A 24,113-nucleotide genomic window follows, 5' to 3' on the forward strand; every position below is an offset into this window, starting at 1 on the left:
CTCCGTCGCCTCAGCTGACGGTCAGCCGCAGGGCGCCGTCGCCTTCGTCCACGGTTACCGTCGAACCGTCGCGGATCTCGCCCTTGAGGATGAGGTCGGCGAGGGGGTCCTGCAGGTAGCGCTGGACGGCGCGCTTGAGCGGCCGGGCGCCGTAGACCGGGTCGTAGCCGACGCGGCCGAGCCATTCGCGTGCTGCGTCGGTGAGCTCGATCGTCACCTTGCGGTCCGCCAGCAGCTTGGCGACGCGGCCGACCTGGATGTCGACGATCGGCGCCATGTGGGCGCTGCCCAGCCGGTGGAACAGGATGATCTCGTCCAGCCGGTTGAGGAATTCCGGGCGGAAGTGCGCGCGCACCACGTCCATCACCTGCGGCTCGACGTCCTCGACCGACTGCCCCTCGGCAAGGTTGGTCAGATACTGGCTGCCGAGGTTCGACGTCAGGATGATGATCGTGTTCGAGAAGTCGACGGTGCGGCCCTGGCCGTCCGTCAGCCGCCCGTCGTCGAGCACCTGGAGGAGTACGTTGAAGACGTCGCTGTGCGCCTTTTCGACCTCGTCGAACAGCACGACCTGATAGGGCCGGCGCCGGACCGCCTCGGTCAGCACGCCGCCTTCCTCATAGCCGACATAGCCCGGCGGGGCACCGATCAGGCGCGAAACGGCGTGCTTCTCCATGAACTCGCTCATGTCGATGCGGACCATCGCGTTGGGATCGTCGAACAGGAATTCGGCCAGCGCCTTGGTCAGCTCGGTCTTGCCGACGCCCGTCGGGCCCAGGAACAGGAACGAGCCGAGCGGCCGGTTCGGGTCCTGCAGCCCCGCGCGGCTGCGGCGGACCGCGGTCGAGACGGCGTGCACCGCCTCGCTCTGGCCGATCACGCGCTTGCCGAGCTGTTCCTCCATCGCGAGCAGCTTTTCGCGCTGGCCCTCGAGCATGCGTTCCATCGGGATGCCGGTCCAGCGGCTGACAACATTGGCGATGTCGTCTGCGGTGACTTCCTCGCGCAGCATCGCGCCCTTGGTCTGGCTCTGCGCTTCCTGGAGCTGGCGGGTGAGGTCGGGGATGCGGCCATAGGAAAGCTCGCCCGCACGGGCGAGGTCGCCCTGGCGCTGCGCCTGTTCCAGCTCGACGCGGGCTGCGTCCAGCTGTTCCTTCAGCTTGGCCTCGGCGCCGATCTTGTCCTTCTCGCCCTGCCAGCGCTGGGTGAGCTCGGAGGACTGCTGCTCGAGGTTGGCGAGTTCCTCCTCCAGCGCGGCGAGCCGCTCCTGGGAGGCGGCATCGCTCTCGCGGCGCAGGGCCTCCCGCTCGATCTTGAGCTGGATGATGCGGCGGTCGAGGTTCTCGATCTCCTCGGGCTTGGACTCCACCTCCATGCGGATGCGGCTCGCCGCCTCATCCATCAGGTCGATCGCCTTGTCGGGGAGGAAGCGGTCGGTGATGTAGCGGTTGGAGAGCGTCGCCGCCGCGACCAGCGCCCCGTCGGTGATGCGCACGCCGTGGTGAAGCTCGTACTTCTCCTTCAGCCCGCGCAGGATCGAGATGGTATCCTCGACCGTGGGCTCGCCGACGAACACGGGCTGGAACCGCCGCTGGAGCGCGGGGTCCTTTTCGACATATTTGCGATACTCGTCGAGCGTGGTCGCGCCGACGCAGTGCAGCTCACCGCGGGCGAGTGCCGGCTTCAGCAGGTTGCCCGCGTCCATCGCGCCTTCGGATTTGCCGGCGCCGATCAGCTGGTGCATCTCGTCGATGAAGAGGATGACGTCGCCCTCGGCAGCCTTCACCTCGTCGATCACGCCCTTCAGCCGCTCCTCGAACTCGCCGCGATATTTCGCGCCGGCGATCAGCGAGCCCATGTCGAGCGCCATCAGCGTCTTGTTCTTGAGCGTGTCGGGCACGTCGCCATTGGCGATGCGCAGGGCGAGGCCCTCGGCGATGGCGGTCTTGCCGACGCCGGGCTCGCCGATGAGGACGGGGTTGTTCTTGGTACGGCGGGCGAGCACCTGGATCGTGCGGCGGATTTCCTCGTCGCGGCCGATCACGGGGTCGAGCTTGCCGTCGCGCGCCGCCTCCGTGAGGTCGCGGGCGAATTTCTTGAGCGCGTCGTAGCGATCCTCGGCGGTGGCGGTGTCGGCCGTGCGGCCGCCGCGCAGGTCGTTGATCGCGGTGTTGAGCGCCTCCGCCTTCACCCCGGCGGCGGCAAGCGCCTTGCCGGCGGCGGTGGTGGGGGAGAGGACCAGCGCCAGCAGCAGCCGCTCGACCGTGACATAACTGTCACCGGCTTTTTGCGCGACCTGCTCCGCCTGATCGAGAACGCGGACGCTGTCATTGTCGAGGCCCGGCGTCTGCTGCGCGCCGCTGCCCGACACTGCCGGAATGCGCGCGAGCGCGGCGTCGGTTTCCGCGACTGCCAGCCGGGCGTCGCCCCCCGCCCTCTGGATCAGTCCGGCCGCCATGCCCTGGTCATCGTCGAGCAACGCCTTGAGCAGATGCTCGGGCGCGATGCGCTGGTGATTGAGCCGGATGGCTACTGTTTGCGCGGCTTGCAGGAAGCCCTTCGCGCGGTCCGTGAATTTCTCTAGGTTCATGGCGAATCCCTGTTACCTTTGGGTAGCAAGATGGTGTTGCCATTGTGCAACACAAGAGGTGCGTGATGCTGATACTCTGGTTGATGACCTTGGCTGCCGTACAGGATGCGCCGCAGCCTGCAGCCGTTAAGCTGGTCCTCCCGGCAGGGCCGTGCAAGCCCTCGATCGACGGCACTTCGGTGACGCTCGACGGGCTGCGTGCCGCCACCGCGCGATGGGCCGCCACCAACCGCCACGTACGCTTCGAGCCGAATGCCAAGACGACCGAGGCATGCATGCAGGACGTGCTCAAGATCCTGGCTGCGGCCGGGGCCGGGGAGAAATTCCCGATCGCCTTTGTCGACAACGAAGCCTTTTCCGGCGTCGAGGGCGACTGACGCGCGCGCCGATGCCGGCCGCCTGGTTCGCCACGGGGGGCATCGTTCTGATTGAACATCATGAAGGACGGCGCCGCCGTGGCCGTGCGCATGGACACGGTGTGGGCGCACGACGATACGAAATGCTCGCACGACGAGCTGTGCTACCGTTGTAACATTCTCTGTAACCTCATAGGTTTGCGTCATCCTTCCCGACGCTCGAGGTTCCATGCTCCGCATTGTCGCACTTCTCACCGCATCCACTGCGCTTGCCACCGGTTCGCTGGCCTTCGCGGCGCCGGCAGCACAGAAAGCCACTGCTCAGAAGGCCGCTGCCGAGAAGACCGCCGCCCGGCTTCCTGCCGCGCCGCTCTCCGAGCTGATCCGGCCTGTCGACATCCCTTATGAGAAGTTCACGCTGCCCAACGGGCTGACCGTGATCGTTCACACCGATCGCAAGGCGCCGATCGTGGCGGTGTCGACCTGGTACGATGTCGGTTCCAAGCACGAGCCCAAGGGCAAGACCGGCTTTGCGCACCTGTTCGAGCATTTGATGTTCAACGGGTCCGAGAATGCGCCGGGCGACTTCTTCGCGCCGCTGCGCGAAGTGGGCGCGACCGATTTCAACGGCACGACCTCGTTCGATCGCACCAACTATTTCGAGACGGTGCCGCGTGCGGCGCTCGACCGGGCGCTGTTCCTGGAGAGCGACCGGATGGGCTATCTGCTCGGCGCGGTGACGCAGGAGGTGCTCGATGAGCAGCGCGGCGTCGTCCAGAACGAGAAGCGCCAGGGCGACACCCAGCCCTATGGCCTCGTCCGCTACAAGATGACCGAGGGGCTGTTCCCCGAGGGGCACCCGTATCGCCACTCGGTGATCGGATCGATGGCCGACCTGGACGCGGCCGATCTCGAGGACGTGAAGACCTGGTTCCGCAGCCATTACGGGCCCAACAACGCCGTGCTGGTGCTGGCCGGCGATATCACGGCTGCCGAGGCGCGGCCGCTGGTCGAGAAATACTTCGGCAGCATTCCCAAGGGCCCCCAGTCGCCCCGTCCCAACATCACCGTGCCGACGCTGGCCGCGCCCAAGGCGGAGACGATCCGCGATCGCGTTGCCGCCACCCGCATCATGCGGATGTGGGCGGTGCCGGGCATGGACAACAGCGCCGAGGCGACGGCGCTGGATGTCGCGGCCGGCGCGCTCGGCGGTCTCGGCAGCTCGCGGCTCGACAATGTGCTGGTCCGCGACGAGAAGCTCGCGACCTCCGTCTCCGCCTCCAACCAGACGCTGGCGCAGGCGGGAATGTTCGTCATCAGCATGGACGTTCGCCCCGGGGTGGACCCCAAGCTTGCGGAAAAGCGCCTCGACGAGGTGATCGCCGACTTCCTGCGCACGGGCCCGACGGCCGAGGAAGTGCAGCGCGTGGCGACCGTCGCCGTATCCAACACGGTCGCGGGGCTGGAGTCGGTCGGCGGCTTCCGCGGCAAGGCGGTCGCGCTGGCGCAGGGTCAGCTCTATCTGGGCGATCCCGACTATTACAAGAAGCAGCTCCAGCGGCTCGCCACGACCACGCCGGCGAGCGCAAAGGCGGCGGCCAACAAGTGGCTGTCGCGCCCGGCCTATGCCCTGACGGTGGAGCCGGGCCAGCGCGACGCCTATGAGGAGCCCAAGGCCGCACCCAAGGTGGCAGCGGACGCGGCGCCGACGCCGGCGTCCGCCCAGGGCCCGGCCAAGGGCACGCGCGGCGAACTGCCGAAGGTGGGTGAGGTCAAGGACCTGAGCTTCCCCGCGATCCAGCGCTCGCGCCTGTCGAACGGCATCGAGGTGGTCTACGCGCAGCGCACCGCGGTGCCGGTGACGCAGGTCGCGGTCAGCTTCGACGCCGGTGCGGCGGCAGACCCGGCGGGCAAGCTCGGCACGCAGGCGCTGACGCTGGCGGTGATGGACGAGGGCACCACCACCCGCAACTCGGTCGCGCTGGCCGAGGAACAGGAGCGGCTGGGCACCAACATCTTCACGTCCAGCACCCCCGATCTCACCTATGTCGGATTGGGTGCGCCGAGCGCGAACCTGGGTAGCAGCGTCGCGCTGCTTGCCGACATCGTGCGCAACCCGGCGTTCGCGCCGGCCGAGGTCGAGCGGGTGAGGGCAACGCAGCTCGCCCGCATCGGGCAGGAGCTGACGAACCCGGCCGGCCTCGCCCGCCGGGCGATGCCGCCGCTGCTGTATGGCAAGGACTCGCCCTATGCGAAGCTGGCGGCGGGCAGTGGCGATCCGGACGCAGTGAAGGCGCTGACGCGCGACGACCTGATCGCGTTCCACCGCAACTGGCTGCGCCCGGACAAGGCCAAGATCTTTGTCACCAGCGACCGTCCGCTTGCCGAAGTGCAGGCTGCGCTCGAGAAGGGCTTCGGCAACTGGCGGGCGACCGGGCAGGGCGGCGTCAAGAGCTTCGCCTCCGCACCGACGCAGGTGGCGCCCAAGATCGTGCTGATCGATCGGCCGGATTCGCCGCAGTCCCTTATCTATGGCGCGCAGCTGACGCCGGAGAAGGGGACCGACGACCTGCTGGCGCTGATCACCGCGAACGACGCGCTGGGCGGCAATTTCCTGTCGCGGATCAACATGGACCTGCGCGAGACGAAGCACTGGTCCTATGGCGCGGGCGGTTCGGTCACGCAGCTGCCCAATGCTGTCAGCTATGTCGTCTCGGCACCGGTGCAGGCCGACCGTACCGGGGATTCGATCGCGGCCCTGCAGCAGCAGATCGGCGACTTCCTGACCACGAACGGCATGACCCAGCAGGAATTCGACCGGACCATCACCGGCGAGACCCGCGAGCTGACCGGCCAGTTCGAGACGTCGTCCGCGGTGCTGAACGCGATGATCTCCAACGACCTGCTCAAGCGGCCCGACGACTATAATGCCAGGCTGACCGAGAAATATCGGGGCTTCACCCTCGACCAGCTCAACGCCGCCGCGCGCAAGGCGCTGCGTCCGGACCGGTTCGTCTATGTCGTCGTCGGCGATGCCAAGCTGGTCCGGCCCCAGCTTGACAGCCTGGGCCTCCCGGTCGAGGTGATGCCGGCACCGCCCGCGGTTACGACGCAGGGCGGCAAGTAGGAGAGCGTAGCATGGCAGACATCGACGGCAGCTGGGATACGGTGACCAAGACGCCGCTGGGCGACCAGCGCGCGACGCTGACCATCCGGCAGGAAGGCAGCAGCCTGGTGGGCACCTATTCCGGGCCGATGGGCTCGGTCGACATCGAGAATGGCGAGGTCGAGGGTGACACGCTGCGTTGGAAGGTCGCGGTCACCGTGCCGATGCCGCTGACGCTGGACTGCACCGCCCGGGTCGATGGCGACACCATCACGGGCGACGTCGCGGCCGGCGCATTCGGCAGCTTCCCGATGTCGGGAACGCGCACCGCCTGAACCGCAAGCGGCTCGCACAGGCGAGCGCGCACGCAATTGGGGCTCGTCTGCCACCCGGCAGGCGGGCCCTTTTGCATGGTGCGAGAGGGGATTTGGCCGCGGGACCAACGGGCGGGATCGCCACATCATTGCCCTATTTTTGCAGGTTCTCTGCCGCAGTCGGAGAGCCGCGGCCGCGACCTCGCCGCATTGTGTTGCCGAAAGGCCACAGGTTCCGATTGTATCGCTGCAGGAAACGATCGCAGTGCAACATTCCCGAAGCTGGCCGGTTAACGCAGCCTCGGAAAGCCGGCGCACCAACGACACCGGATCCATCGAGTAACAGAGGTACACTAGTATGCGTAAGTTCACGCTCGCGGCCGCCGCCGCAGCAGCAGCCTTCGTCTCCGCTCCGGCCTTTGCGCAGGACACGGCACCCGACGGCAGCCGCGCGTTCGGCATCGATCCGTATGTCGCAGTTCTGGGCGGCTGGGAGCAGTTTGACAACGAGCCCAACGAGCCCGGCATTCCGGCTCCGGCTCGTGGCCGTCTCGACGGCAGCCTGGTTCAGGGCATCGTTGGTTTCAACGTGCCGCTCGGCCCCGTGTTCGTGGGCGCCGAAGGCAACGTCGCCAAGGGCATCTCGGGCGACATCGACTGGCAGTACGGCGTTGCTGGCCGCGCGGGTGTGCGCGCCGGTGAGAGCGGCCTGATCTTTGGCAAGGTCGGCTACCAGTGGGTCAACTTTGCAGCGTTCGGCAAGGACAGCCCCGACTATCACGCCATGACCTACGGCCTCGGCTTTGAAGTCGGCCCGAAGGACATCGGTCTGGGCGGCGTGACCGGTAACGGCGGCCTTCGCTTCCGTGGCGAAGTCACCACCTTTGGCGACGCCCACAGCCTCCGCCCGATGGCGGGTCTGGTCGCGCACTTCTAAGCGCGCGATCGCGTAACTGCGTACCGGGAGGGCGGGGTTCGGCAATGCCGGGCCCCGCCCTTCTGCTTTTTGGGGCCCGTGCCTCGGGGCTGGTCGATGCCGCGCCCGAGGGTTATCCCCGCGGCATGAACATCCCGACCGTTTCCGCACCCAGCGTCGCCATCCACGACAGCGATGCGCGCTTTCCGGTGCGCCGCATCTTTTGCGTCGGCCAGAACTATGCCGAGCATGCCCGCGAGATGGGCGGCGACCCCGAGCGGCAACAGCCGTTCTTCTTCTCCAAGCCCGCCGACGCGGTGGTGCCGAGCGGCGCGACGATCCCGTTCCCCGGCCGGACCGAAGACCTGCACCATGAAGTGGAACTGGTGATCGCGCTGGCCGGCGGCGGGGCGGATGTCGCGGTGGACGCGGCCGAGCGCCTGATCTTTGGCTGCGCGGTGGGCGTGGACCTCACCCGGCGCGACCTGCAGGCCGTGGCCAAGAAGGCCGGTCGTCCGTGGGACATGGCAAAGGGTTTCGACCGGTCCGCCCCGATCGGCGCGATCCTGCCGGGAGCGGTGCCGGAGCGCGCGGCCGCGATCACGCTCGACGTCAACGGCGACCGCCGCCAGTCGGGCGTGCTGGCGGACATGATCTGGGCCCCGGCCGAGATCATCGCGATCCTGTCGACCTATGTGCGCTTGGCGCCGGGGGACCTGATCTTCACCGGCACCCCGGCCGGCGTCGGTCGGCTGGAGCGCGGCGACGCGGTTGCGGCCGCGGTAGCGGGGCTGCCCGCGCTGACGTTCGACCTGGCCTGAACGCGCGAGAGGCACGGCCCAGCGGACCGCGCCTCCCATCGCCATCTCCGCCGGTCAGAAGCGGAAGCGCAGTCCCAGCGAATAGGACCGCTCCAGATAGAAGACCTGGCGCGTGTAGCTGTCGCCGGCATCGTTGAACTGGCGCGTCCGCTTGATGGGATTGCCGAGCAGGTTCACGATATCGAACGCCAGCGTCACATTGGGGATGGGGGTGACGGTGGTCGAGAAGTCGAGCTGCCCGCGCGCCTTTTCGATGACCGGGCGGGTGCGCGGCGATCCGTCGGTGCCGACGTCGAGGGGCTCGACGCTGTAGAAGCTGACGAAGTCCGAGCGATAATTATAGGCGAGGCGTGCCGAGAAGAATTCGCGCTCGTACAGGCCGACGAGGTTGGCGGTCCATTTGGAGACGCCGGTGAATCGCTGCTGTTCGCCGAGCACATTGGGCGAGCTCGCAAGCCCGGTGGCGAGATCCCCCTTGGAATCAATGTAGGTGCCGTTCGCCTGGATGCCGAACCCCTTTGCCCAGTCGGGAAGGCCGTCGATGTCGAGGAAGGTCGTGAACGACACCTCGGCACCGTCGAAGCGGGTCTTGCCGGTATTTTCCGGCAGGTCGAGCCGCGAGGGGCCATAGCCGATGTCGATGGGGGCGCGGGCCACGCGCGAGATGAAGCCCTGCGCATCGCGGCGGAACACTGCGCCCGTCAGTGAGCCGGAACGGGAGAAATACCATTCGAGGCCGATGTCGTAGTTGTCGGAGGTCAGCGCCTTCAGGTTGGGATTGCCGCCGGTGATGCTGCGCAGGTTACTGGTGGGGCCGCACTGCGGAAGGCTGGGGTCCTGGGCGCATTCGGCCGGAATCGACGGCGGCGGGCCGACCGTGAGCGTCGGGTTGAGGTCGAGGAAGTTGGGCCGGGTCCGCGTCTGGTTATAGTTGAGCCGCATCTGGAGCTCTTCGGTGAAGCGGATGCGTGCGCTCACGTTGGGCAGATAGTCGGTATAGTCGTTGCGCGCGGTTGTCGGATTGAAGGTGGGCGTCCCGGCGCCGGTGGTCTCGTCGCGGACGAAGCCGCTGATCCGGGTTTTGGTCTTGATGGCGCGCAGGCCGACGAGGCCGTCGACGCTCATCGAGCCGCCGAGGTCGAAGCCGTATTTGAGCTGCGCATAGGCGGCATAGGCCTTTTCATTGGCGCGGAAGTTCTCGGTCGGGTTGAAGGCGGGCAGGCCCGCGGGAGCGCCGAAGAAGCTGCGCAGCTCCCCGATATTGTCGCGCATGCTTTCCGCCGAGACGCCGGCAAAGGTGTGGACCGGGAAGGTGTCGTTGAACGAGAATGCCGGCCGGGTGCTGCGGACATCGACCGGAAGGCTGGAGATGGGGATGCGCTGGCTGAGCACTGACGCGCCGTTGAGCTGGTCGATATAGGGGGCGCCGCGATCGCGCGTGGCGTCTCGGTCGTTGTAGCGGAAGCCGACCTGGATGCGCTTCAGGAAGCCGTTATCGAAGTCATACTGGATGTCGCCGCGGGTCTGGAGATCCTTGCCGCTGACTTCCAGATATTCCTGGAACAGGCCGCGCGCGATGAAGTTAGCGGGGTCGGTGACGTCGAAATCGACGAACTCGAAGCTCGGGCCGCCGTCCTTGCCCGGGGATTCGAACACCACGTTGCGCGTGGGCGAACTCGCAAAGGCATAGTCGAGGTTGACGAGATCGAAGGTGTATTTGCTGTCGGTATAGGCGATGTCGCCCGAGATCTGCAGGTTGCCGCGGTTCCAGATGGCGCCGCCGCCAACCTGATAGGTGTCGGTATGGCCCTTGGCAGAGGTGTAGTAGCCGTCCGGCGCATTGGCGCCGACGACGGTGGCGCTCTGCCCGACGGTGGGGTTGCCCTCCCGCGTGGTGAGGTTGCGGAGCTGGAAGTCGGCACCGCCAAAGATCGGCACGAACATCCACTGGTTCTCGTCCTTGCCGCGGAAGCCCTGGTAGAGCCCGTCGACGTAGATCTCGAGCTCGGAACTCGGCTTCCACTGGAAGGCGAAATTGGCGGAGGGGCGGAAGCGCTCGCCATTGCTGGTGAAGCGGCCCTGTGCGTCGGGATAGCGGATACCGGCGGCGGCCCCGGGCGCATTGGTGTCGTTGGTCGTGCCGATCACGAGCGACTGTTCGCGCGTCGCATCGAGATAGTTCAGGCCAACGTAGGAAGCATTGACCAGGAGGCCCATCTCCCCGATGCCGGTGTCCCACCGGTCGCTGACGAGCACGTTGCCGTTCCAGGTGAGCTTGCCCGACTGTTCCCAATTGACGCCGTTGAGCGAGCCCGAGACTTCCAGGTCCTTGAAGTCGAAGGGGCGGCGGCCGCGCACGTTGACCTGGCCGCCGATGCCGCCCTCGATCAGGTTGGCGGTGCCGTTCTTATAGACTTCCAGCGCGGCGACGGTGCCGGCGGGGAAATCCTGGATCGCGACGAAGCGGCCTTCGGCAGTGAAGATCTCGCGCCCGTTGTAGGTGGTGGAAAGATCGGGGAGGCCGCGCACCTGCACCCCCGCCGCCTCGCCGGCGCCGCGCGTCACCTGCACGCCCGAAACGCGCGCCAGCGCTGCCGAGGCGAAGGTGTCGGGGAGCTTGCCGATATCCTCGGCAACGATCGCGTCGACAATGGCGTCCGAATTGCGCTTGATCGCGGCGGCACTCTCGAGACTGCGGCGCAGGCCGGTGACGACGACTTCACCGGAAGCGTCGGGTTCGGCGGGGCCGGCGACGGGCACCTGATCTGGGGTGGGCGCGCCCGTATCGGTGGAGGTCTGGCCGGCATCCGGCACCTGTGCGTCCTGCGCCCAGGCGGCGGGCGACGCCGCGAGCAATGCGAGTGCCGAAGTGGTGACGCAGAGACGGCGCAGGTCCATCATAATCCTCCCCAAGGAATATCGTTGATGCCACGGCGTTGTGCCGCTTGTTTATTGATCTGATTACAGCGCCCATGACTTCGATTCCGCAAGTAGTCGAGATCGATTTTTCTGCGGCGGGGCGGGATGCGGCTTTTCTGCAACAACTGGTCTGGCAGAGCCTAAGAGCCTGTGCGCGGCACCCACGCGTTACACCCACTTTGGAAAAAGCAATGGCGGGGGAGCCATTTCAATACGCCGGAACAGGCTGCACGGACTAGCAATTGGACATGCAGGACGGCCGACAGATCGCGTTCATCGGTTTCGGGGAGGCGGGCCAGGCCTTTTGCGAGGGCTGGGGCGAGGCGCCGCCTGCGCCGATCGCTGCGTATGACCAGAAGATTACTGACCCTGAGGGCGCAGCGGCCAAGCGCGCGGACTTTGCCCTCTATGGCGTGAACGGCCATGTGGATACCGCCGGTGCCGTCCGTGACGCGGCAGCGGTGCTGAGCGTCGTCACGGCGGATCAGGCGCTTGCCGCTGCCCACGCGGTGGCAGCGGCGCTGCCGCCCGACGCCCTGTACTTTGACATGAACAGCGTCGCGCCCGAGACCAAGCGCGCTGCCGCAGCCGTGATCGAGGCCGCAGGCGGCCGCTATGTCGACGTGGCGGTGATGGCGCCGGTGCAGCCGGCGCGGCTGTCGGTGCCGCTGTTGCTGTCCGGGCCCCATGCGGGGGCGGGGCAGGCGCTGCTCGCCCAACTCGGGTTTGCGCCGCGCGTGGTGGCCGGCGACGTCGGCACCGCAAGCGCGATCAAGATGCTGCGCTCGATCGTCATCAAGGGGCTGGAGGCTCTGACCGCCGAATGCCTGCTCTCCGCGCGCGCGGCGGGTGTGGAGGAGGAAGTGCTCGCCTCGCTCGATGCGAGCTTTCCGGGCTGGGACTGGCGGACGCGCGCCGATTACAACCTCGACCGGATGCTCGTCCACGGGCTGCGCCGGGCCGCCGAAATGCGCGAGTCCGCGGCGACGGCCGCTGGGCTCGGCCAGTTGGGCGCCATGGCGACCGCCACCGCCGATTGGCAGCAGCGCCTCGGTAGCCTCGACCTGTTGCCGCTTCCCGAGGGGCTGAACGCCAAGGCCGACGCCGTCCTCGCCGCCACACGAAAGCACGACACATGATCATCGACTGCCACGGCCATTATACGACCGCCCCTGCCAAGCACACCGAATGGCGTGAGCAGCAGAAGGGCGCGTTCAAGGCGGGCGGGGACATCGATCCCGCCTATCCCGCGATCAGCGACGACGAGATCCGCGAAACGATCGAGGCCAACCAGCTGCGGCTGCTGCGCGAACGCGGCGCCGACATGACGATCTTTTCGCCGCGGGCGTCGGCGATGGCACCGCACATCGGCGATGCCGCGACCAACCGCGTCTGGGCGCAGCGTTCGAACGACCTCATCAAGCGCGTCGTCGACCTCTATCCCGAGACGTTCGTGGGGGTGTGCCAGCTGCCGCAGACGCCGGAGCTGTCGATCGACCAGTCGATCGCCGAGCTGGAGCGGTGCGTGACCGAGCTGGGATTTGTCGGCTGCAACCTCAATCCCGATCCCTCGGGCGGCAAGTTCAGCGCGCCGCCGCTCACCGACCGCGCCTGGTATCCGTTCTTCGAGAAGATGGTCGAGCTGGACGTGCCGGCGATGATCCACGTATCGGGCAGCTGCAACCCGGCGATGCACGCGACCGGCGCCTATTACATTGCCGCCGACACCATCGCGTTCATGCAGTTCATCGAGGGCGACCTGTTCCGGGACTTCCCGGACCTGCGGTTCATCATCCCGCATGGGGGCGGGGCGGTGCCCTATCACTGGGGCCGCTATCGCGGGCTGTCGGACATGCTCAAGCGCCCGCCGCTGTCGGAGCATGTCATGAAGAACGTGTTCTTCGACACCTGTGTCTATCACCAGCCCGGCATCGACCTGTTGTTCGAGGTGATCGACGTCGACAACATCCTGTTCGGGTCCGAGATGGTCGGCGCCGTGCGCGGGATCGATCCGCAGACCGGCCAGTATTTCGACGACACCAAGCGCTACATCGACGCGCTCGCGATTCCGGAGGCGGACAAGCAAAAGGTGTTCGAGGGCAACGCCCGTCGCGTCTATCCACGGCTGGACGCGCAGCTGAAGGCACGGGGACTCTGATGGCAGACTTCCAGATGGACCCGAACTGGCTGTGCTGGGACCCGAGCCCGAGCACGCCGCGCTTTGCGCCGCCGCCGGGCGCGGTCGATGCGCATTGCCATGTGTTTGGCCCGGGCGACGTGTTTCCCTATGCGCCCGAGCGCAAGTACACGCCTTGTGACGCGAGCAAGGAACAGCTGTTTGCGCTGCGCGATCACCTGGGCTTTACGCGCAACGTGATCGTGCAGGCGACGTGCCACGGCGCCGACAACCGCGCGCTGGTCGATGCGCTGCAGGCGTCGCAGGGCAGGGCGCGCGGCGTGGCGACGGTGCGGGACACGGTGACGGACGCGGAACTGGCGGCGCTGGACGCGGCCGGGATGCGCGGCGTCCGCTTCAACTTCGTCCGCAGGCTGGTCGATCCCAAGCCCGACGCCTATTACCGCGCGATCATCGACCGGATCGCGCCGCTCGGCTGGCATGTCGTGATCTATTTCGAGGCGGCGGACCTGGAGGAGCGGTGGGATTTCTTCACCTCGCTGCCCACGACGGTCGTGGTCGACCATATGGGGCGCCCCGATGTGACCAAGCCGGTGGACGGGCCCGAATTCGGCCGCTTCGTGCGGCTGATGGCGGAGCATCCCAATGTCTGGAGCAAGGTGAGCTGCCCCGAACGCCTTTCGAAGTCGGGGCCGCCGACCTATGATGATGTCGTGCCGTTTGCCCGCAAGCTCGTCGAGCGCTTTCCCGATCGGGTGCTGTGGGGCACCGACTGGCCGCACCCGAACATGACCAGCCACATGCCCGACGACGGGGCGCTGGTGGACATCATCCCGCGGATCGCGCCGACCGAAGCCCTTCAACAGGCTCTGCTGGTGGACAATCCGGCGCGCCTCTACTGGAGCTAGTCGCCGAACGCCGAGGCGATGGTGGGGGCCGTGCCGAGCGACAGCAGCCGGTCTGCAAGGGCGCGGGGATCCGGGACGGGCGCGCGCGCCTTGGCCGCGCAGGCGACGAACTTCTCCACCAGTGCTTCGCTGGAGAGCGGATTGCTGGGGTGGCCGAGCGGCTGAAGCCGTTCGCCCTGCCAGGGCGCTTGCCTGCTGACGTGAAGGGTCATGGCGCCCGCGGTGGCGCGGTCGCGTCCCCAGTCGGGGCGGTTGCGCGGCACGACGCGCGCGCTCAGCATCAGGATGGCGGGGTCCGCGAGGCTTTCCGGGCCGAAGTCGTCGAGCGTGACGTCGCCGGTGCGGAGCGCGAGCGCGACCGTGAATGGGATGCTGAACCTGGCGGCGATGGCGGTTGCGGGCGCGGCCTTGGCCGCTAGCGGCTCGATGAGCATCTGCTGCACCTCTCCGACGTCGACCTCGATCCGCTCGATCGACGCGAGATCGGGGATGGCGGTGCGCGCCTCCAGCGCGAGCTCGATGAAGGCGTGGGTGCCGCGGCAGGCCGGCCAGGGCTTGAAGCTGAGCGCTTCGCCCCAGAAACGCTCCCCGAGCCCGTCGAACAGGACGTCCGGGTCAAAGGCGCCACCGGCATAGAGCGCGTAGAAGCCGCCCTTGCCGCCGATGGGGTCGGCAAAGCCGCGCACGCCCGCTTCGGCAAGCAGCACGCTTTCGACTGCGGCCCGGGCGGCGAATGCCTCCCGCGTCGCGCGCAGGGTGCTGTGCGGGTCGGAACCGATCGCCCCCGGCGCGGTCACGGCGCACAGGGTCAGCGACAGGGCGGCGCGAAGCTGATCCGCGTTGAGGCCGATAATGCGCGCGGCCGTGGCGGTAGCGCCGAGCGCGCCCAGCAGCGGCGGCGGATACCAGCCGGCCTGCTCCATCGGCTGGCGCAATGCCAGGCCGAGCCGGCAGGTGAGGTCGCAGCCGACCGCGAGTGCGGTAAGGAAGCTGCGCCCGTCGACGCCGCCGCGCGCCTGTGCGAGCGCCAGGGCTGCGGGAATGGCCGAGGCATGCGGGTGGAGGGCGCCGCGATCGAAGGTATCGCCGAAGTCGAGCGCATGGGCCATCGCGCCATTGGCGGACGCCGCCAGTGCCGGCGTGCTGCGGATGTCGGTGCCCAGGACCGTGCAGAGCCCGGCTTCCCCGGCGGCGAGGTGGAGAAACGGCTGTACGTCGGCGCTCGTCCCGCTGGCGGCGAGGATCACGCCGACCCCGTCGAGCAGCGCCCGCGCCGTCGCGGCAAGCGTGGTCTTCGGGAGGTCGGCGGCTCTGAAGCCGGCGATGTGTTCGGAGAGGGCGAGGGAGACGTTCACGACGGCGGGCTACCTTCGGCGACGCAGCGGTAGCTTGCGGCATCGTCGGGGCTGCCGCGGCCGTCGAACCGGGCGACCTTCGGGAAGGGGCACAGCAGGCGGCGGAAGCGATCCTTGCCCTCGATCTGCTTGGTGGCGGTAAGGCGATCCGGGGCGATGCCCTTTTCCACCCAGTGGATCACCGCCCAGAGGATGTCGCGGGACGGGTCGCCGGGCCAGCTCGGCTGCCCCGAGCCGCCGAACCCGTCCGCGCCGGGACCGCCCTGGCAATGGTACATGCCCGGGACCATGAACAGCCGGACCGCGCTCGACAGCCTTGTTGCGCCATGCACGCCCAGCAGCGATTCATAATAGGTGACGGTCGGCCCGGCATTGGTCGAAGGGTCAGCCCAGCCCTGGTAGAGGATCGCCTTGCCGCCGGCCTTCAGGAAAGGGGTGATGCGGGTGCTGTCGGCACGCAGTTGCGGCATGATGCGGTTGATCGCGGCCAGGTCCGCGGTGCGGCGGAAGCTGTCCTCGTTCCAATCCGGATCGTCATAGACGGCATCGGCCCACATGGCGCGCAGCAAGGGGGAGGGCGGTCCCGGCCGGGTCCGCACGCCGGGGAGCAGGCCGCCGTCCAGCGCGCGCCCGTTCTCGTCGCGCAGGGGGGCGATGATCTGGTCGAGCATCGCGCGCTTGGGCGCGGTGAGGCACGCCCCGTCGGTGCCGGGCTTGCACTCGAGGATGCGGGTATCGAACCGGCAGGCGCGCGGATCGGCGACGATGCCGTCGCGCACGCCGTCGATGGCGTCGCACTGGCGCGTGACCGCATTCTCATAGAGCGTCCAGTCGGCGTCGGTCAGCGCGGCGGCGGGATTGCGCTTTTGCTGAAGCGCGAACCACATCATGCGCACCGACTGCAGCGGCATGTAGGGCCCCGGCGCGCCTGCGACGATCCCGTCGAAGTCGCGCGGATATTCCTGCATTTCCTTCAGGCCCTGGCGCCCGCCCCCCGAGCAGCCGAGGAAATAGCTGCGGTCGGCGGACCTGCCGTAGAAGCGCTGGACCAGGCGCTTGACCGCGACCGTGGTGAGGTGGGTGGCGCGATGGGCGTAATCGTCGCGCGCCTTGGCATCCGCCATCCAGCGCGTCTGCGTCTTCTTGTGGCCGCTGTCGGTGGAGAAAGTGGCGAAGCCTTCTTCCAGTCGGCGGGCCATGTCGGAATGGTTGAACTGCCCGGCGTCGCCGCCCACGCCCGCTGCAAGCAGGCGCCCATTCCATTGCGCCGGAACCGGCATCCACAGGTCGAAGCCGATATTCCCTTCGATCCTGCCCTGGACGCGGCACAGCGGGCGCGAGACGGGGCGCGGGCGGTAGCCGCTGTCGCTTTGTGCCGTCCAGCGCGGTGCCGGCACGATGGGGGTGGCGGTATCGACCACCACCGCACCATCGCGACCGACGAGCGCCGCGCAGCCATTTTCGGGTGCAGCAAGTGCAAACAGCGCGGCGAGCAGGCTCATCAGAATTTGACCGCCGCGGTGAGGGAGATCACCCGCGGGATCGGGTTGGCGGACTGTGGATCATAGCCGCGCGCGGTGTCGACGAACGGCGGCCTCTCGTTCAGCAGGTTGCGGGCATCTGCGGACAGCGTAAGCCGCGGCGTCACGTCATAGCCGAAATAGAGGTCGACGGTGTCGTAGTTGCGGACGCGCTGGCCGGGCGTGACGGTGTTGTTGAGATAGCCGGCAAGGTGGTTGAGCGTCGCCCGCGCCCGGAACGCGCCGAACGAAATTCCGGCGTCGGCCTGCACCCGGAAGTTCTGGGAGAAGCCGAAGGTGTCGAGAACCCTGGAATAGGGCGCGAGCGGTACCGCCTTGAAGTCATAGGTCAGGTACTTGGTGCCCTGGATGCCGGCGTCGAGATTGGCGCCGCCCCATTCCCAGCGGTAGTTGAGGCCGAAGTCGAGCCCGCGCAGCTTGGTGCTGCCCAGGTTCTGGCGGCGGCCGTCGGCGATGAAGGTAACGGCATCCGCATTGATCGCGGCGTTGAGGGGCAATCCCGACGCGATCAGCGCGGCGATCTGTGCCTGGGTCGGGTTCAGGTTGACGAAATCGGCATAGAGCGGATTGGTCAGCAGGCCCGGCGTGCCGCGCAGTGCCTGGATCTGGTCCGAATAGTCGATGCGGAAATAGGTCAGGCTGGCGACCAGGCCCGGAATTTCGGGCGGTGCCGCCTCCACGCCAAAGGACCAGGTGGTGGCGGTTTCCGGACGAAGGCCCGGATTGCCCCCGGCGATGCCGATCCCGATCGCGTTGCCGTTGAGGCCGGGCAAGGTGTCGAAATAGAGCCCCGCACCGCCGCCGACCGTGGAGACTTCGGTGAAGGTCGGCGCGCGGAACGATGTGCCATAGGTGCCCTTCAGCGACAGGCCCTGGAACGGCTGGTAGGTCAGGCCGATCTTCGGATTGGTGGTGCTGCCGAAGTCGCTGTAATGCTCGTGCCGCAGGGCGAGGCTGAGCGACAGCCGCTCGATCCCGCGCATGGCGTTGGCGCTGCCGACCAGCGGCACGAACAGCTCGCCGAACACCGCGTCGACATTGCGCTTCCCGTCGTCGCCCAGGTTGACCGGCGTCGCCGCCTGACCCGTGGTGAGGTTGGTGAAAGTGTATTCGATCCGGTGTTCATACCCGACCGCGAGCCGCACCTCGCCACCGGCAAGCGCGAAGAGCGAGCCGTCGACCTGGGCGTTGAACACGTCCAGCTTGGTACGACCGGTGATGATGAAGAGATTGTCGGTCACCCGGGCGAGGGTGTCGGGATTGTTGGGCCCGCCGAACAGGTTGAGTGCGGTTGCCGGGTTGGTGTCCGCAAGCGCCGCGTTCAGCGCGCCGGTGTTGATGCCGGTGCGGCGGTCGGCGACCTCCTCCGCCTCGCCATGCTGATAGTAAGCGGTGGCGCGGAAGTTGCCGAACAGCTTTGCCTCGACACCGGCAACGGCGTTCCAGGTTTCGGCCCAGTAGGGCCATTTGACCGTGCCGATTTCGGGGAAGAAGGAATAGCCGACCTGCACCGAGGTCGCGCCGGGCACCGGCGAGACGAAGAACGGGTTGGTGTTGCGCACCGTGGCGGTGGTGGAGAGGACGGCGGGGATCACGCCCTCCCGCCGCGACCAGAAGCCGTCGGCGAACACGCGTACGCCTTCGGCCAGTTCCTGGCTGGCGGCCGCGACCACGCTGTAGCGATCCTGTTCGGGGATGACGGCTTCGGCGCCGCTGTAGAAGCAGCGGTTTGCGGTTCCCGGGGTGAGCGCGCCGACGTTCGCCGCGGTTACGCCGCCCTCTGGGATGGCATAGGTGCGCCCACCCGCGGTGATGGTGCCAGGGTTGCAGGTGGTGACGCGCAGGTCACGGCCACCGCGATCGCGGTTGTCGTCCTGGTAGAAGCCGAGGCGATCGCCAAAGAGCGCGGAGTTGCGGGTCCATTCGCCCGAGATCATCGCCCAGCCGCCGTCCCAGCGCTTCCCGGCCAGGAGTGCGATCTGCTTCTCGTCGTAGGAATTGTCGGTGAAGCCGTAGCGCGCCCGCGCTTCCAGCCCGTCGAAATCCTTGCGCAGGATGAAGTTGACCACGCCGGCGACCGCGTCGGACCCGTAGATCGCCGATGCGCCGTCGGCGACTACCTCCACCCGGCTGAGCGCGATCGACGGGATCACGGACGGGTCGGTGAACTGCCCCTGCGTTCCCTGCGGCGGGAAACGGCGACCGTCATAGAGGAGCAGCGTCGCATTGGTGCTGAGCCCGCGCAGGTTGATGCCCGCGCCGCGCGTCGCGTTCGCGGCGCCGTTCTGGCTGCTGCCGCCGGCGCGATTGGCGCCCAGCGACACCACCTGCGGTACGCGCCGCAACAGGTCGTTGACGGAGGTCACCGGCTCCTGCGCGATGCGTTCCTGATCGATCGCGATGACGTTCGATCCGACCGGCGCCACCCCGCGGATGCGGCTTCCGGTGACGACGACATCGCCGCCGGCATCTGCCTGTGCGGGTTCGTACAACGGGGCCGGATCGGCCGCGCTGTCGTCGGGGACGGTCGCGTCCGGCACGGGCTGCGCAGTCTGGGCAAGGGCAGGTGCGGTGTAGCCGACGGCAAGCGCAATGATTGCAGCGCCGCAGGTCCAGCGAGCGGTGTTCAGCATCTCTCTCTCCTCTTGCGCCCGCCAGCATCTGCGTGCCGGTCGAACGGTGATGTCGTGGATCGGTCAGTTCAGGTCAGGTCGCCTCCGCCTGGGCCGCGTTCACGCGGCGACTGAGGCGCGGCGCGAGCGACAGCAGCACGATGGCCCCGATCAGGATGGCGGCGCCGGTGGTCTCGGCAGCCGTGGGCGCACGCAGGCCCCAGCCATATGCGAGCAGATAGGCGGCAAGGATGCCGGCAAGCAGGCTCGCCGCACGCTCCAGCGGGACGCAATAGCTGTTCTCGCGCGCATCCAGGAGGATGATGGCGGCAAAGATCGAGACGATGGTGAGGGTGACCGCGATCCCGATGATCGGCAGCAGCGCAGGGCTGGTCCAGATGCCGAGGAAACCCCATTCGAGTTCACCCGCCTGGGTGCCGAGCCCGGAGGCGCCGAGCAGTGCCAGGGCGGCAACCGACATCGGCAGGGCGATCATCTTTTCCTCGACGAAATATTTGCGGATCGAGGCGGGATCGCCAGACTTTGACACCCGGGTCATCACGGCGAGGCGGATGAAGTAGCCCAGCGTGTAGAGAACCACGGTCGCGATCGCGAGCGGCGGCAGCCCCAGCTCCCCGCGGGCCTGCAACGTGATGCCCAGCGCTATCAGGACCATGACCAGCGCCACCCAGCTCCACCAGCGCACGCGCCGGCCGAACATGATGTCGACCAGGGGCGCGATGATGAGGATGTCGCCGCGCATCACCAGCTGGATGAAGGGGATGCTGACGCCCTGGAACGTGAAGGACAGCGGCACCGTGAACAGCACCAGGGCGGTGCCGATGCCGGACAGGAAGGTGTAGCGGGTGGGGATCGGCACGCGCCGGCCGGCGATCTCGACCGCGTTGGCGTCCTTGTGCCAGCCGGACCACCAGATGAAGAGATAGGTAAGCACCAGGTTAAGGATAAGCGATGCCGGCAGCGTCTCGAGACCGGTCAGCGGACGACCAAGCGTCGGGTCCGGGGCGCTCGTCAGCAGCTTGGTGATCAGGATGTTGGGGATGTACGCGAGGAAATAGAGCCCCACGAACCCTTCGATCGGAAGGCTTTTCCAGCGCATCATTCGGCCTCCACCAGTTCGACCATTTCGGGAGTGACGCGGTAGCCGGCGTTCAGCCCCGCTTCGCGCGTGATCGCGCGCATGTAATCGACCACTTCTTTGTGGCGCGGATCGTCCGGGGTGACGATGCGCGGCACGGCGTCGCGATCGATGTAGAGCGGGAAAAAGCCCGACCGGGTAATCCGGCCGTCGGCGATCTCCAGCCGCGCCACCATCGACAGGCGCGACGCCTTGGGAAAATTGTAGAGGCTGTCGAAGTCTGGCTCCCACTCCTCTGCAAGCACCCGGATCTCGTTGAAGCTCTTGGATGCGGCATGGACCGGGTCCATGCGCAGGTCCGTCGCGAAGTTGCACAGCGAGTGGAAGACGGGGGCGCCGTCGATCACCTCGCACCCCTTCAATATGTGTGCGTGCCCGCCCAGGATCGCGTCGGCACCGGCGGCGATGGCCGCACGGGCGACGTCGCGCTGATAGTCGGCGATGGCGGCGCGGACGAAATGGATCCCCCAGTGCTGGGAGACGACGACGACATCGGCCTCCGCCTTGGCACTGCGGATATCGTCCTCCATCGCGGCCAGATCCTCGCGGTGGGGATAGGTGTGGATGCGCGGCGGCGTGCCCGGCTGATCATGCTCGATCTGCTCATAGACGGTGAACGCGCGCATCGGGGCACAGCCCGGCCGGCGTTCGTCGGCCCAGTAGCTCATCGGCAGGATGCTGGAATAGGCGAGGATCGCCACGCGGGTGCCGTCCGGCAGGTTGAAGCGGGCCGGTTGGCGCGCCTCATGGATGCTGGCGCCGGCGCCGACGACCTGGATGCCGGTGGACTCCAGATTGCGCTTCGTCTCGAAGAAGGCGTCATTGCCCCAGTCGAGTACATGGTTGCCCGCCATCGAGATGCAGTCGAACCCGGCGCGCGCGAGCGCGACTGCGCCATCCGGCCGCGCCAGCACGGCGTGCCGCGCCTGGGGCGCGCGGACGCCTTTTTCGGCGAAGCTGGTTTCGAGCTGCCCAAAGACGATGTCGGCCGCGCGCAGCGTGTCGCCGGTGGCGACGAAGCTCTCGTCATAATTCTCGCGGTCGAGCGCGAGATCGCCGGTGGCGAGCAGAACCTGGGTCATGCGGCACCCTGAAAACGAACGGGCACGTTGAGCGCGCCGATTTCGGGAAAGCGCGTCGGCAGCGGTTCGCCGGCGAGTTCAAAGCCGGGTGCTGCGGCAAGCAGTTCCTCGATCGCGACGCGCAATTCCAGACGCGCAAGCCCGGCCCCGATGCAGTTGTGCGGGCCGCGCCCGAAGGCGAGCGAATCCTTCATGTTCGGGCGGTCGAGCTGGAAGCGGTCCGGTTCCGGGAACACCTCGGCGTCGCGGTTCGCGGAGGCATAGACCAGCGCGATCGGCTCGTCGGCGGGGATGGTGCGGCCGCGGATGGTCACGTCGTGGACGGCAGTGCGGGCAAAGCCGCGATACGGCGCATAGAGCCGCAGGAATTCCTCGGTCGCGGCGGGGATCAGCGACGGATCCGCGCGCAGCTGCTGCTGGAGCGCCGGATCGCGGGCGAGGTGAACGGCGATGGAGCCGATCAGGACGCTGGGCGCGATGATGCCGACGACCAGCACCTGACGGATGGTGCCGACGATCATCTCATCGGGTAGCGGCGCCCCGTCGACGCGGACGGCGAGGAGCGCGCTGGTCGCGTCCTCCTCCACCGGCAGGGGGGAGGCGCGGCGTTCCGCCACGATCGCGCGTGCCATGTCGTACAGGAGCAGGCTCGAAGTTTTGGTCGTGTCCATGTCGGCGGACTGGACGGCGACATTATAGTCGCGGCCGACGCGGGTAAGTTCTGCCACCGCCTCGGGCGAGAGGTTCATCCAGGTCGCAAAGGTCGCGATCGGCATGTGCGCGGAAAAGTCGCCGACGATGTCGCCGCCACCCTTGGCCACCATGTCCGCGAGCAGATCCCGACAGATGCGGCGGACGTCCGGCTCCAGCCGGTTGATGCGCCGCTCCGTAAACAAGGGCGCCAGCGCGCGGCGATAGGGGGTGTGTTCGGGCGGATCGAGATGAAGCGGGGGGCGCCGCCCGGTAAACGCGACCTTGGGGATGACGTTCTGCTTTGACGTGACGAAGGTCTGCCAGTCTGCGGCAGCCGCGGCGACGTCTTCGTGCTTCATCAATGCCCAGAAACCGCCCCATGCTTCGCTGTGGGCGACGGGACATTGCTGGCGCAGCCGGGCATAATCGGCGTGCGCGCTGTCGAATTGCTCGGGCTGGAGCGGATCAAAGTCATGCGACATAGCAATCTCGTATCGCGGAATGAAAGCGCTTGCAAGCCGGTTGCGGGATTGGCCGTGAGCGTAGAAAGACAAGGGCGATGAATGGTCAGCGATCGCCGAGACTTGAGGACGTTGCCGGGGCGGCGGGCGTGTCGCCCGCGACGGTGTCGCGCTTTCTCAACAATCCTTCCATCGTGGCTCCGGCCACGGGAGAGCGCATCCGCGCCGCGATCGAGGCGACGGGCTATGTTCCCAACCTGACCGCGGGTGCGCTGGCGGGCGGGCGCTCACGCCTGATCGCCGCGCTGGTGCCGGACATCGCGCAGTCGATCTTCAACGACACGATGGAGGCGATGATCGACGTGCTCGCCTCCGACGGCAACAGCGTGATGCTGGCGCTGACCGGGGCGGACAACAGCCGCCTGCTGACCGAAATCCACACCGCGCTTGCCCGGCGAGTCGACGCGATCATCCTGACCGGCATCGTCAGCGACCCGGAGACGCGCGACCGGTTGCGGGCACAGGGCGTGACGGTGATCGAGACCTGGGGGTTGCCCGACGATCCCATCGACGTGGCGGTGGGCTTCTCGCATCGTTCGGCAGGGCATGAGATGGCGCGCTTCCTGCGCGGGCGCGGCTATCGCCGCCCGCATTTGGTGGTGCCGTGTTCGGCGCGGTCGGAGCGGCGCGCGGAGGGGTTCGCGACGCAATGGGTCTCCGACGGCGGGGCTCCGCCGACGCGCCTGGAAGTCAACGTGCCGAGTCACTTCGGGCAGGGGCGACTGAGCTTCCGGGCGCTGGCCGACCTGCCGGAACAGCCGGACGTGGTCGTCTGCGGGTCGGACTGGATCGCGCAAGGGTTGATCGTGGAGGCGCAGGCGGCCGGGGTCCGCGTGCCCGACCGGCTGGCCGTCACCGGATTCGGCAACCTCCGCCTCGCCGGCGATATGCGGCCTACGATCACCTCTGTCGACGTCGACGGGCGGCGGATTGCGCGGGAGGTGCTGCGGGTCCTGCAGGCACGCGCGGCGGGCGAACCGGTCGAACGACGCATCGATGTCGGCACGCGCATCATTGCCCGTGAGAGCGCATGAAAGGGCTTGCATAGCTAAAGGCCGCGTGATCTGCTGTACCGGATAACAA

General features: G+C 67.7%; 17 protein-coding genes. 9 read left to right on the forward strand and 8 right to left on the reverse strand.

Annotation, left to right across the window (positions count from 1 at the left end):
* Nucleotides 1-10 precede the first annotated feature (10 nt).
* Complete coding sequence (gene clpB, locus QP045_RS12740; RefSeq protein WP_422515365.1) at nt 11-2,590, reverse strand: ATP-dependent chaperone ClpB; 2,580 nt, start codon at nt 2,588-2,590, stop codon at nt 11-13.
* Between the two features lie 65 nt (nt 2,591-2,655).
* Between clpB and QP045_RS12745 the strand changes: the two genes are divergently transcribed.
* The 5 genes from QP045_RS12745 (at nt 2,656) to QP045_RS12765 (ending at nt 8,103) form a co-directional block, all read left to right on the forward strand.
* Nucleotides 2,656-2,967, forward strand: a complete 312-nt coding sequence (locus QP045_RS12745) for a hypothetical protein (RefSeq protein WP_422515366.1) — start codon at nt 2,656-2,658, stop codon at nt 2,965-2,967.
* Between the two features lie 208 nt (nt 2,968-3,175).
* On the forward strand, nt 3,176-6,073 hold the full coding sequence (locus QP045_RS12750; RefSeq protein WP_422515367.1) for a M16 family metallopeptidase: 2,898 nt from the start codon (nt 3,176-3,178) through the stop codon (nt 6,071-6,073).
* Nucleotides 6,074-6,084: 11 nt separating this feature from the next.
* The gene (locus QP045_RS12755; RefSeq protein WP_422515368.1) at nt 6,085-6,387 is read left to right on the forward strand and encodes a hypothetical protein; all 303 of its coding nucleotides are present in this window, start codon (nt 6,085-6,087) and stop codon (nt 6,385-6,387) included.
* A 337-nt stretch (nt 6,388-6,724) separates the two neighbouring features.
* Nucleotides 6,725-7,303, forward strand: coding sequence for an opacity protein (locus tag QP045_RS12760; protein WP_422515369.1), 579 nt, complete (start codon nt 6,725-6,727; stop codon nt 7,301-7,303).
* 125 nt (nt 7,304-7,428) lie between these two features.
* Nucleotides 7,429-8,103: a fumarylacetoacetate hydrolase family protein gene (locus tag QP045_RS12765; RefSeq protein ID WP_422515370.1), complete on the forward strand. Its 675-nt coding sequence runs from the start codon at nt 7,429-7,431 to the stop codon at nt 8,101-8,103.
* A 54-nt stretch (nt 8,104-8,157) separates the two neighbouring features.
* On the opposite strand, the gene QP045_RS12770 is transcribed toward QP045_RS12765, so the two are convergent.
* Nucleotides 8,158-11,001, reverse strand: coding sequence for a TonB-dependent receptor (locus QP045_RS12770; protein ID WP_422515371.1), 2,844 nt, complete (start codon nt 10,999-11,001; stop codon nt 8,158-8,160).
* 269 nt (nt 11,002-11,270) lie between these two features.
* On the opposite strand from QP045_RS12770, the gene QP045_RS12775 reads away from it, so the two are divergent.
* The 3 genes from QP045_RS12775 to QP045_RS12785 are packed head-to-tail and all read left to right on the forward strand — an operon-like array spanning nt 11,271 to nt 14,067.
* The gene (locus tag QP045_RS12775) at nt 11,271-12,161 is read left to right on the forward strand and encodes a DUF1932 domain-containing protein (RefSeq protein ID WP_422515442.1); all 891 of its coding nucleotides are present in this window, start codon (nt 11,271-11,273) and stop codon (nt 12,159-12,161) included.
* Complete coding sequence (locus QP045_RS12780) at nt 12,158-13,180, forward strand: amidohydrolase family protein (RefSeq protein WP_422515372.1); 1,023 nt, start codon at nt 12,158-12,160, stop codon at nt 13,178-13,180. The genes QP045_RS12775 and QP045_RS12780 overlap by 4 nt, the downstream gene beginning before the upstream one ends.
* Complete coding sequence (locus tag QP045_RS12785) at nt 13,180-14,067, forward strand: amidohydrolase family protein (RefSeq protein WP_422515373.1); 888 nt, start codon at nt 13,180-13,182, stop codon at nt 14,065-14,067. The genes QP045_RS12780 and QP045_RS12785 overlap by 1 nt, the downstream gene beginning before the upstream one ends.
* Here the strand turns inward: QP045_RS12785 and QP045_RS12790 are convergent.
* From QP045_RS12790 to QP045_RS12815, 6 genes are all read right to left on the reverse strand, one after another.
* Nucleotides 14,064-15,422, reverse strand: coding sequence for an MmgE/PrpD family protein (locus QP045_RS12790; RefSeq protein WP_422515374.1), 1,359 nt, complete (start codon nt 15,420-15,422; stop codon nt 14,064-14,066). The two genes, QP045_RS12785 and QP045_RS12790, sit on opposite strands and share 4 nt — an antisense overlap.
* Entirely contained in the window at nt 15,419-16,924 is a 1,506-nt protein-coding gene (locus QP045_RS12795; RefSeq protein ID WP_422515375.1) for a tannase/feruloyl esterase family alpha/beta hydrolase, read from the reverse strand. Before QP045_RS12795 ends, QP045_RS12790 begins: the two co-directional genes overlap by 4 nt.
* A complete protein-coding gene (locus tag QP045_RS12800; protein ID WP_422515376.1) occupies nt 16,924-19,596 on the reverse strand; it encodes a TonB-dependent receptor in 2,673 nt (890 codons plus the stop codon). The genes QP045_RS12795 and QP045_RS12800 overlap by 1 nt, the downstream gene beginning before the upstream one ends.
* 73 nt (nt 19,597-19,669) lie before the next feature.
* Nucleotides 19,670-20,698 carry a hypothetical protein gene (locus QP045_RS12805; RefSeq protein WP_422515377.1) on the reverse strand — a complete coding sequence of 343 codons (1,029 nt, stop codon included), beginning with the start codon at nt 20,696-20,698 and terminating at the stop codon, nt 19,670-19,672.
* The gene (locus QP045_RS12810; protein ID WP_422515378.1) at nt 20,695-21,816 is read right to left on the reverse strand and encodes a CapA family protein; all 1,122 of its coding nucleotides are present in this window, start codon (nt 21,814-21,816) and stop codon (nt 20,695-20,697) included. Before QP045_RS12810 ends, QP045_RS12805 begins: the two co-directional genes overlap by 4 nt.
* The gene (locus QP045_RS12815; RefSeq protein ID WP_422515379.1) at nt 21,813-22,991 is read right to left on the reverse strand and encodes a cytochrome P450; all 1,179 of its coding nucleotides are present in this window, start codon (nt 22,989-22,991) and stop codon (nt 21,813-21,815) included. The genes QP045_RS12810 and QP045_RS12815 overlap by 4 nt, the downstream gene beginning before the upstream one ends.
* Before the next feature lie 77 nt (nt 22,992-23,068).
* On the opposite strand from QP045_RS12815, the gene QP045_RS12820 reads away from it, so the two are divergent.
* Nucleotides 23,069-24,064: a LacI family DNA-binding transcriptional regulator gene (locus QP045_RS12820; protein WP_422515380.1), complete on the forward strand. Its 996-nt coding sequence runs from the start codon at nt 23,069-23,071 to the stop codon at nt 24,062-24,064.
* Nucleotides 24,065-24,113 lie beyond the last annotated feature (49 nt).

Origin of the sequence: Sphingomonas sp. 3-13AW, assembly GCF_049311085.1 — a bacterium.
Lineage (GTDB): Bacteria > Pseudomonadota > Alphaproteobacteria > Sphingomonadales > Sphingomonadaceae > Sphingomonas.

Excerpts from the sequence above, each read along its gene's own strand:
- QP045_RS12780 (WP_422515372.1), top strand. The coding sequence starts at position 12,158 with ATGATCATCGACTGCCACGGCCATTATACGACCGCCCCTGCCAAGCAC.
- QP045_RS12810 (WP_422515378.1), bottom strand. The coding sequence starts at position 21,816 with ATGACCCAGGTTCTGCTCGCCACCGGCGATCTCGCGCTCGACCGCGAG.
- QP045_RS12750 (WP_422515367.1), top strand. The coding sequence starts at position 3,176 with ATGCTCCGCATTGTCGCACTTCTCACCGCATCCACTGCGCTTGCCACC.
- QP045_RS12820 (WP_422515380.1), top strand. The coding sequence starts at position 23,069 with ATGAATGGTCAGCGATCGCCGAGACTTGAGGACGTTGCCGGGGCGGCG.
- QP045_RS12805 (WP_422515377.1), bottom strand. The coding sequence starts at position 20,698 with ATGATGCGCTGGAAAAGCCTTCCGATCGAAGGGTTCGTGGGGCTCTAT.
- QP045_RS12775 (WP_422515442.1), top strand. The coding sequence starts at position 11,271 with ATGCAGGACGGCCGACAGATCGCGTTCATCGGTTTCGGGGAGGCGGGC.
- QP045_RS12770 (WP_422515371.1), bottom strand. The coding sequence starts at position 11,001 with ATGGACCTGCGCCGTCTCTGCGTCACCACTTCGGCACTCGCATTGCTC.
- QP045_RS12760 (WP_422515369.1), top strand. The coding sequence starts at position 6,725 with ATGCGTAAGTTCACGCTCGCGGCCGCCGCCGCAGCAGCAGCCTTCGTC.
- QP045_RS12745 (WP_422515366.1), top strand. The coding sequence starts at position 2,656 with ATGCTGATACTCTGGTTGATGACCTTGGCTGCCGTACAGGATGCGCCG.
- QP045_RS12785 (WP_422515373.1), top strand. The coding sequence starts at position 13,180 with ATGGCAGACTTCCAGATGGACCCGAACTGGCTGTGCTGGGACCCGAGC.
- clpB (WP_422515365.1), bottom strand. The coding sequence starts at position 2,590 with ATGAACCTAGAGAAATTCACGGACCGCGCGAAGGGCTTCCTGCAAGCC.
- QP045_RS12795 (WP_422515375.1), bottom strand. The coding sequence starts at position 16,924 with ATGAGCCTGCTCGCCGCGCTGTTTGCACTTGCTGCACCCGAAAATGGC.
- QP045_RS12800 (WP_422515376.1), bottom strand. The coding sequence starts at position 19,596 with ATGCTGAACACCGCTCGCTGGACCTGCGGCGCTGCAATCATTGCGCTT.
- QP045_RS12815 (WP_422515379.1), bottom strand. The coding sequence starts at position 22,991 with ATGTCGCATGACTTTGATCCGCTCCAGCCCGAGCAATTCGACAGCGCG.
- QP045_RS12765 (WP_422515370.1), top strand. The coding sequence starts at position 7,429 with ATGAACATCCCGACCGTTTCCGCACCCAGCGTCGCCATCCACGACAGC.
- QP045_RS12755 (WP_422515368.1), top strand. The coding sequence starts at position 6,085 with ATGGCAGACATCGACGGCAGCTGGGATACGGTGACCAAGACGCCGCTG.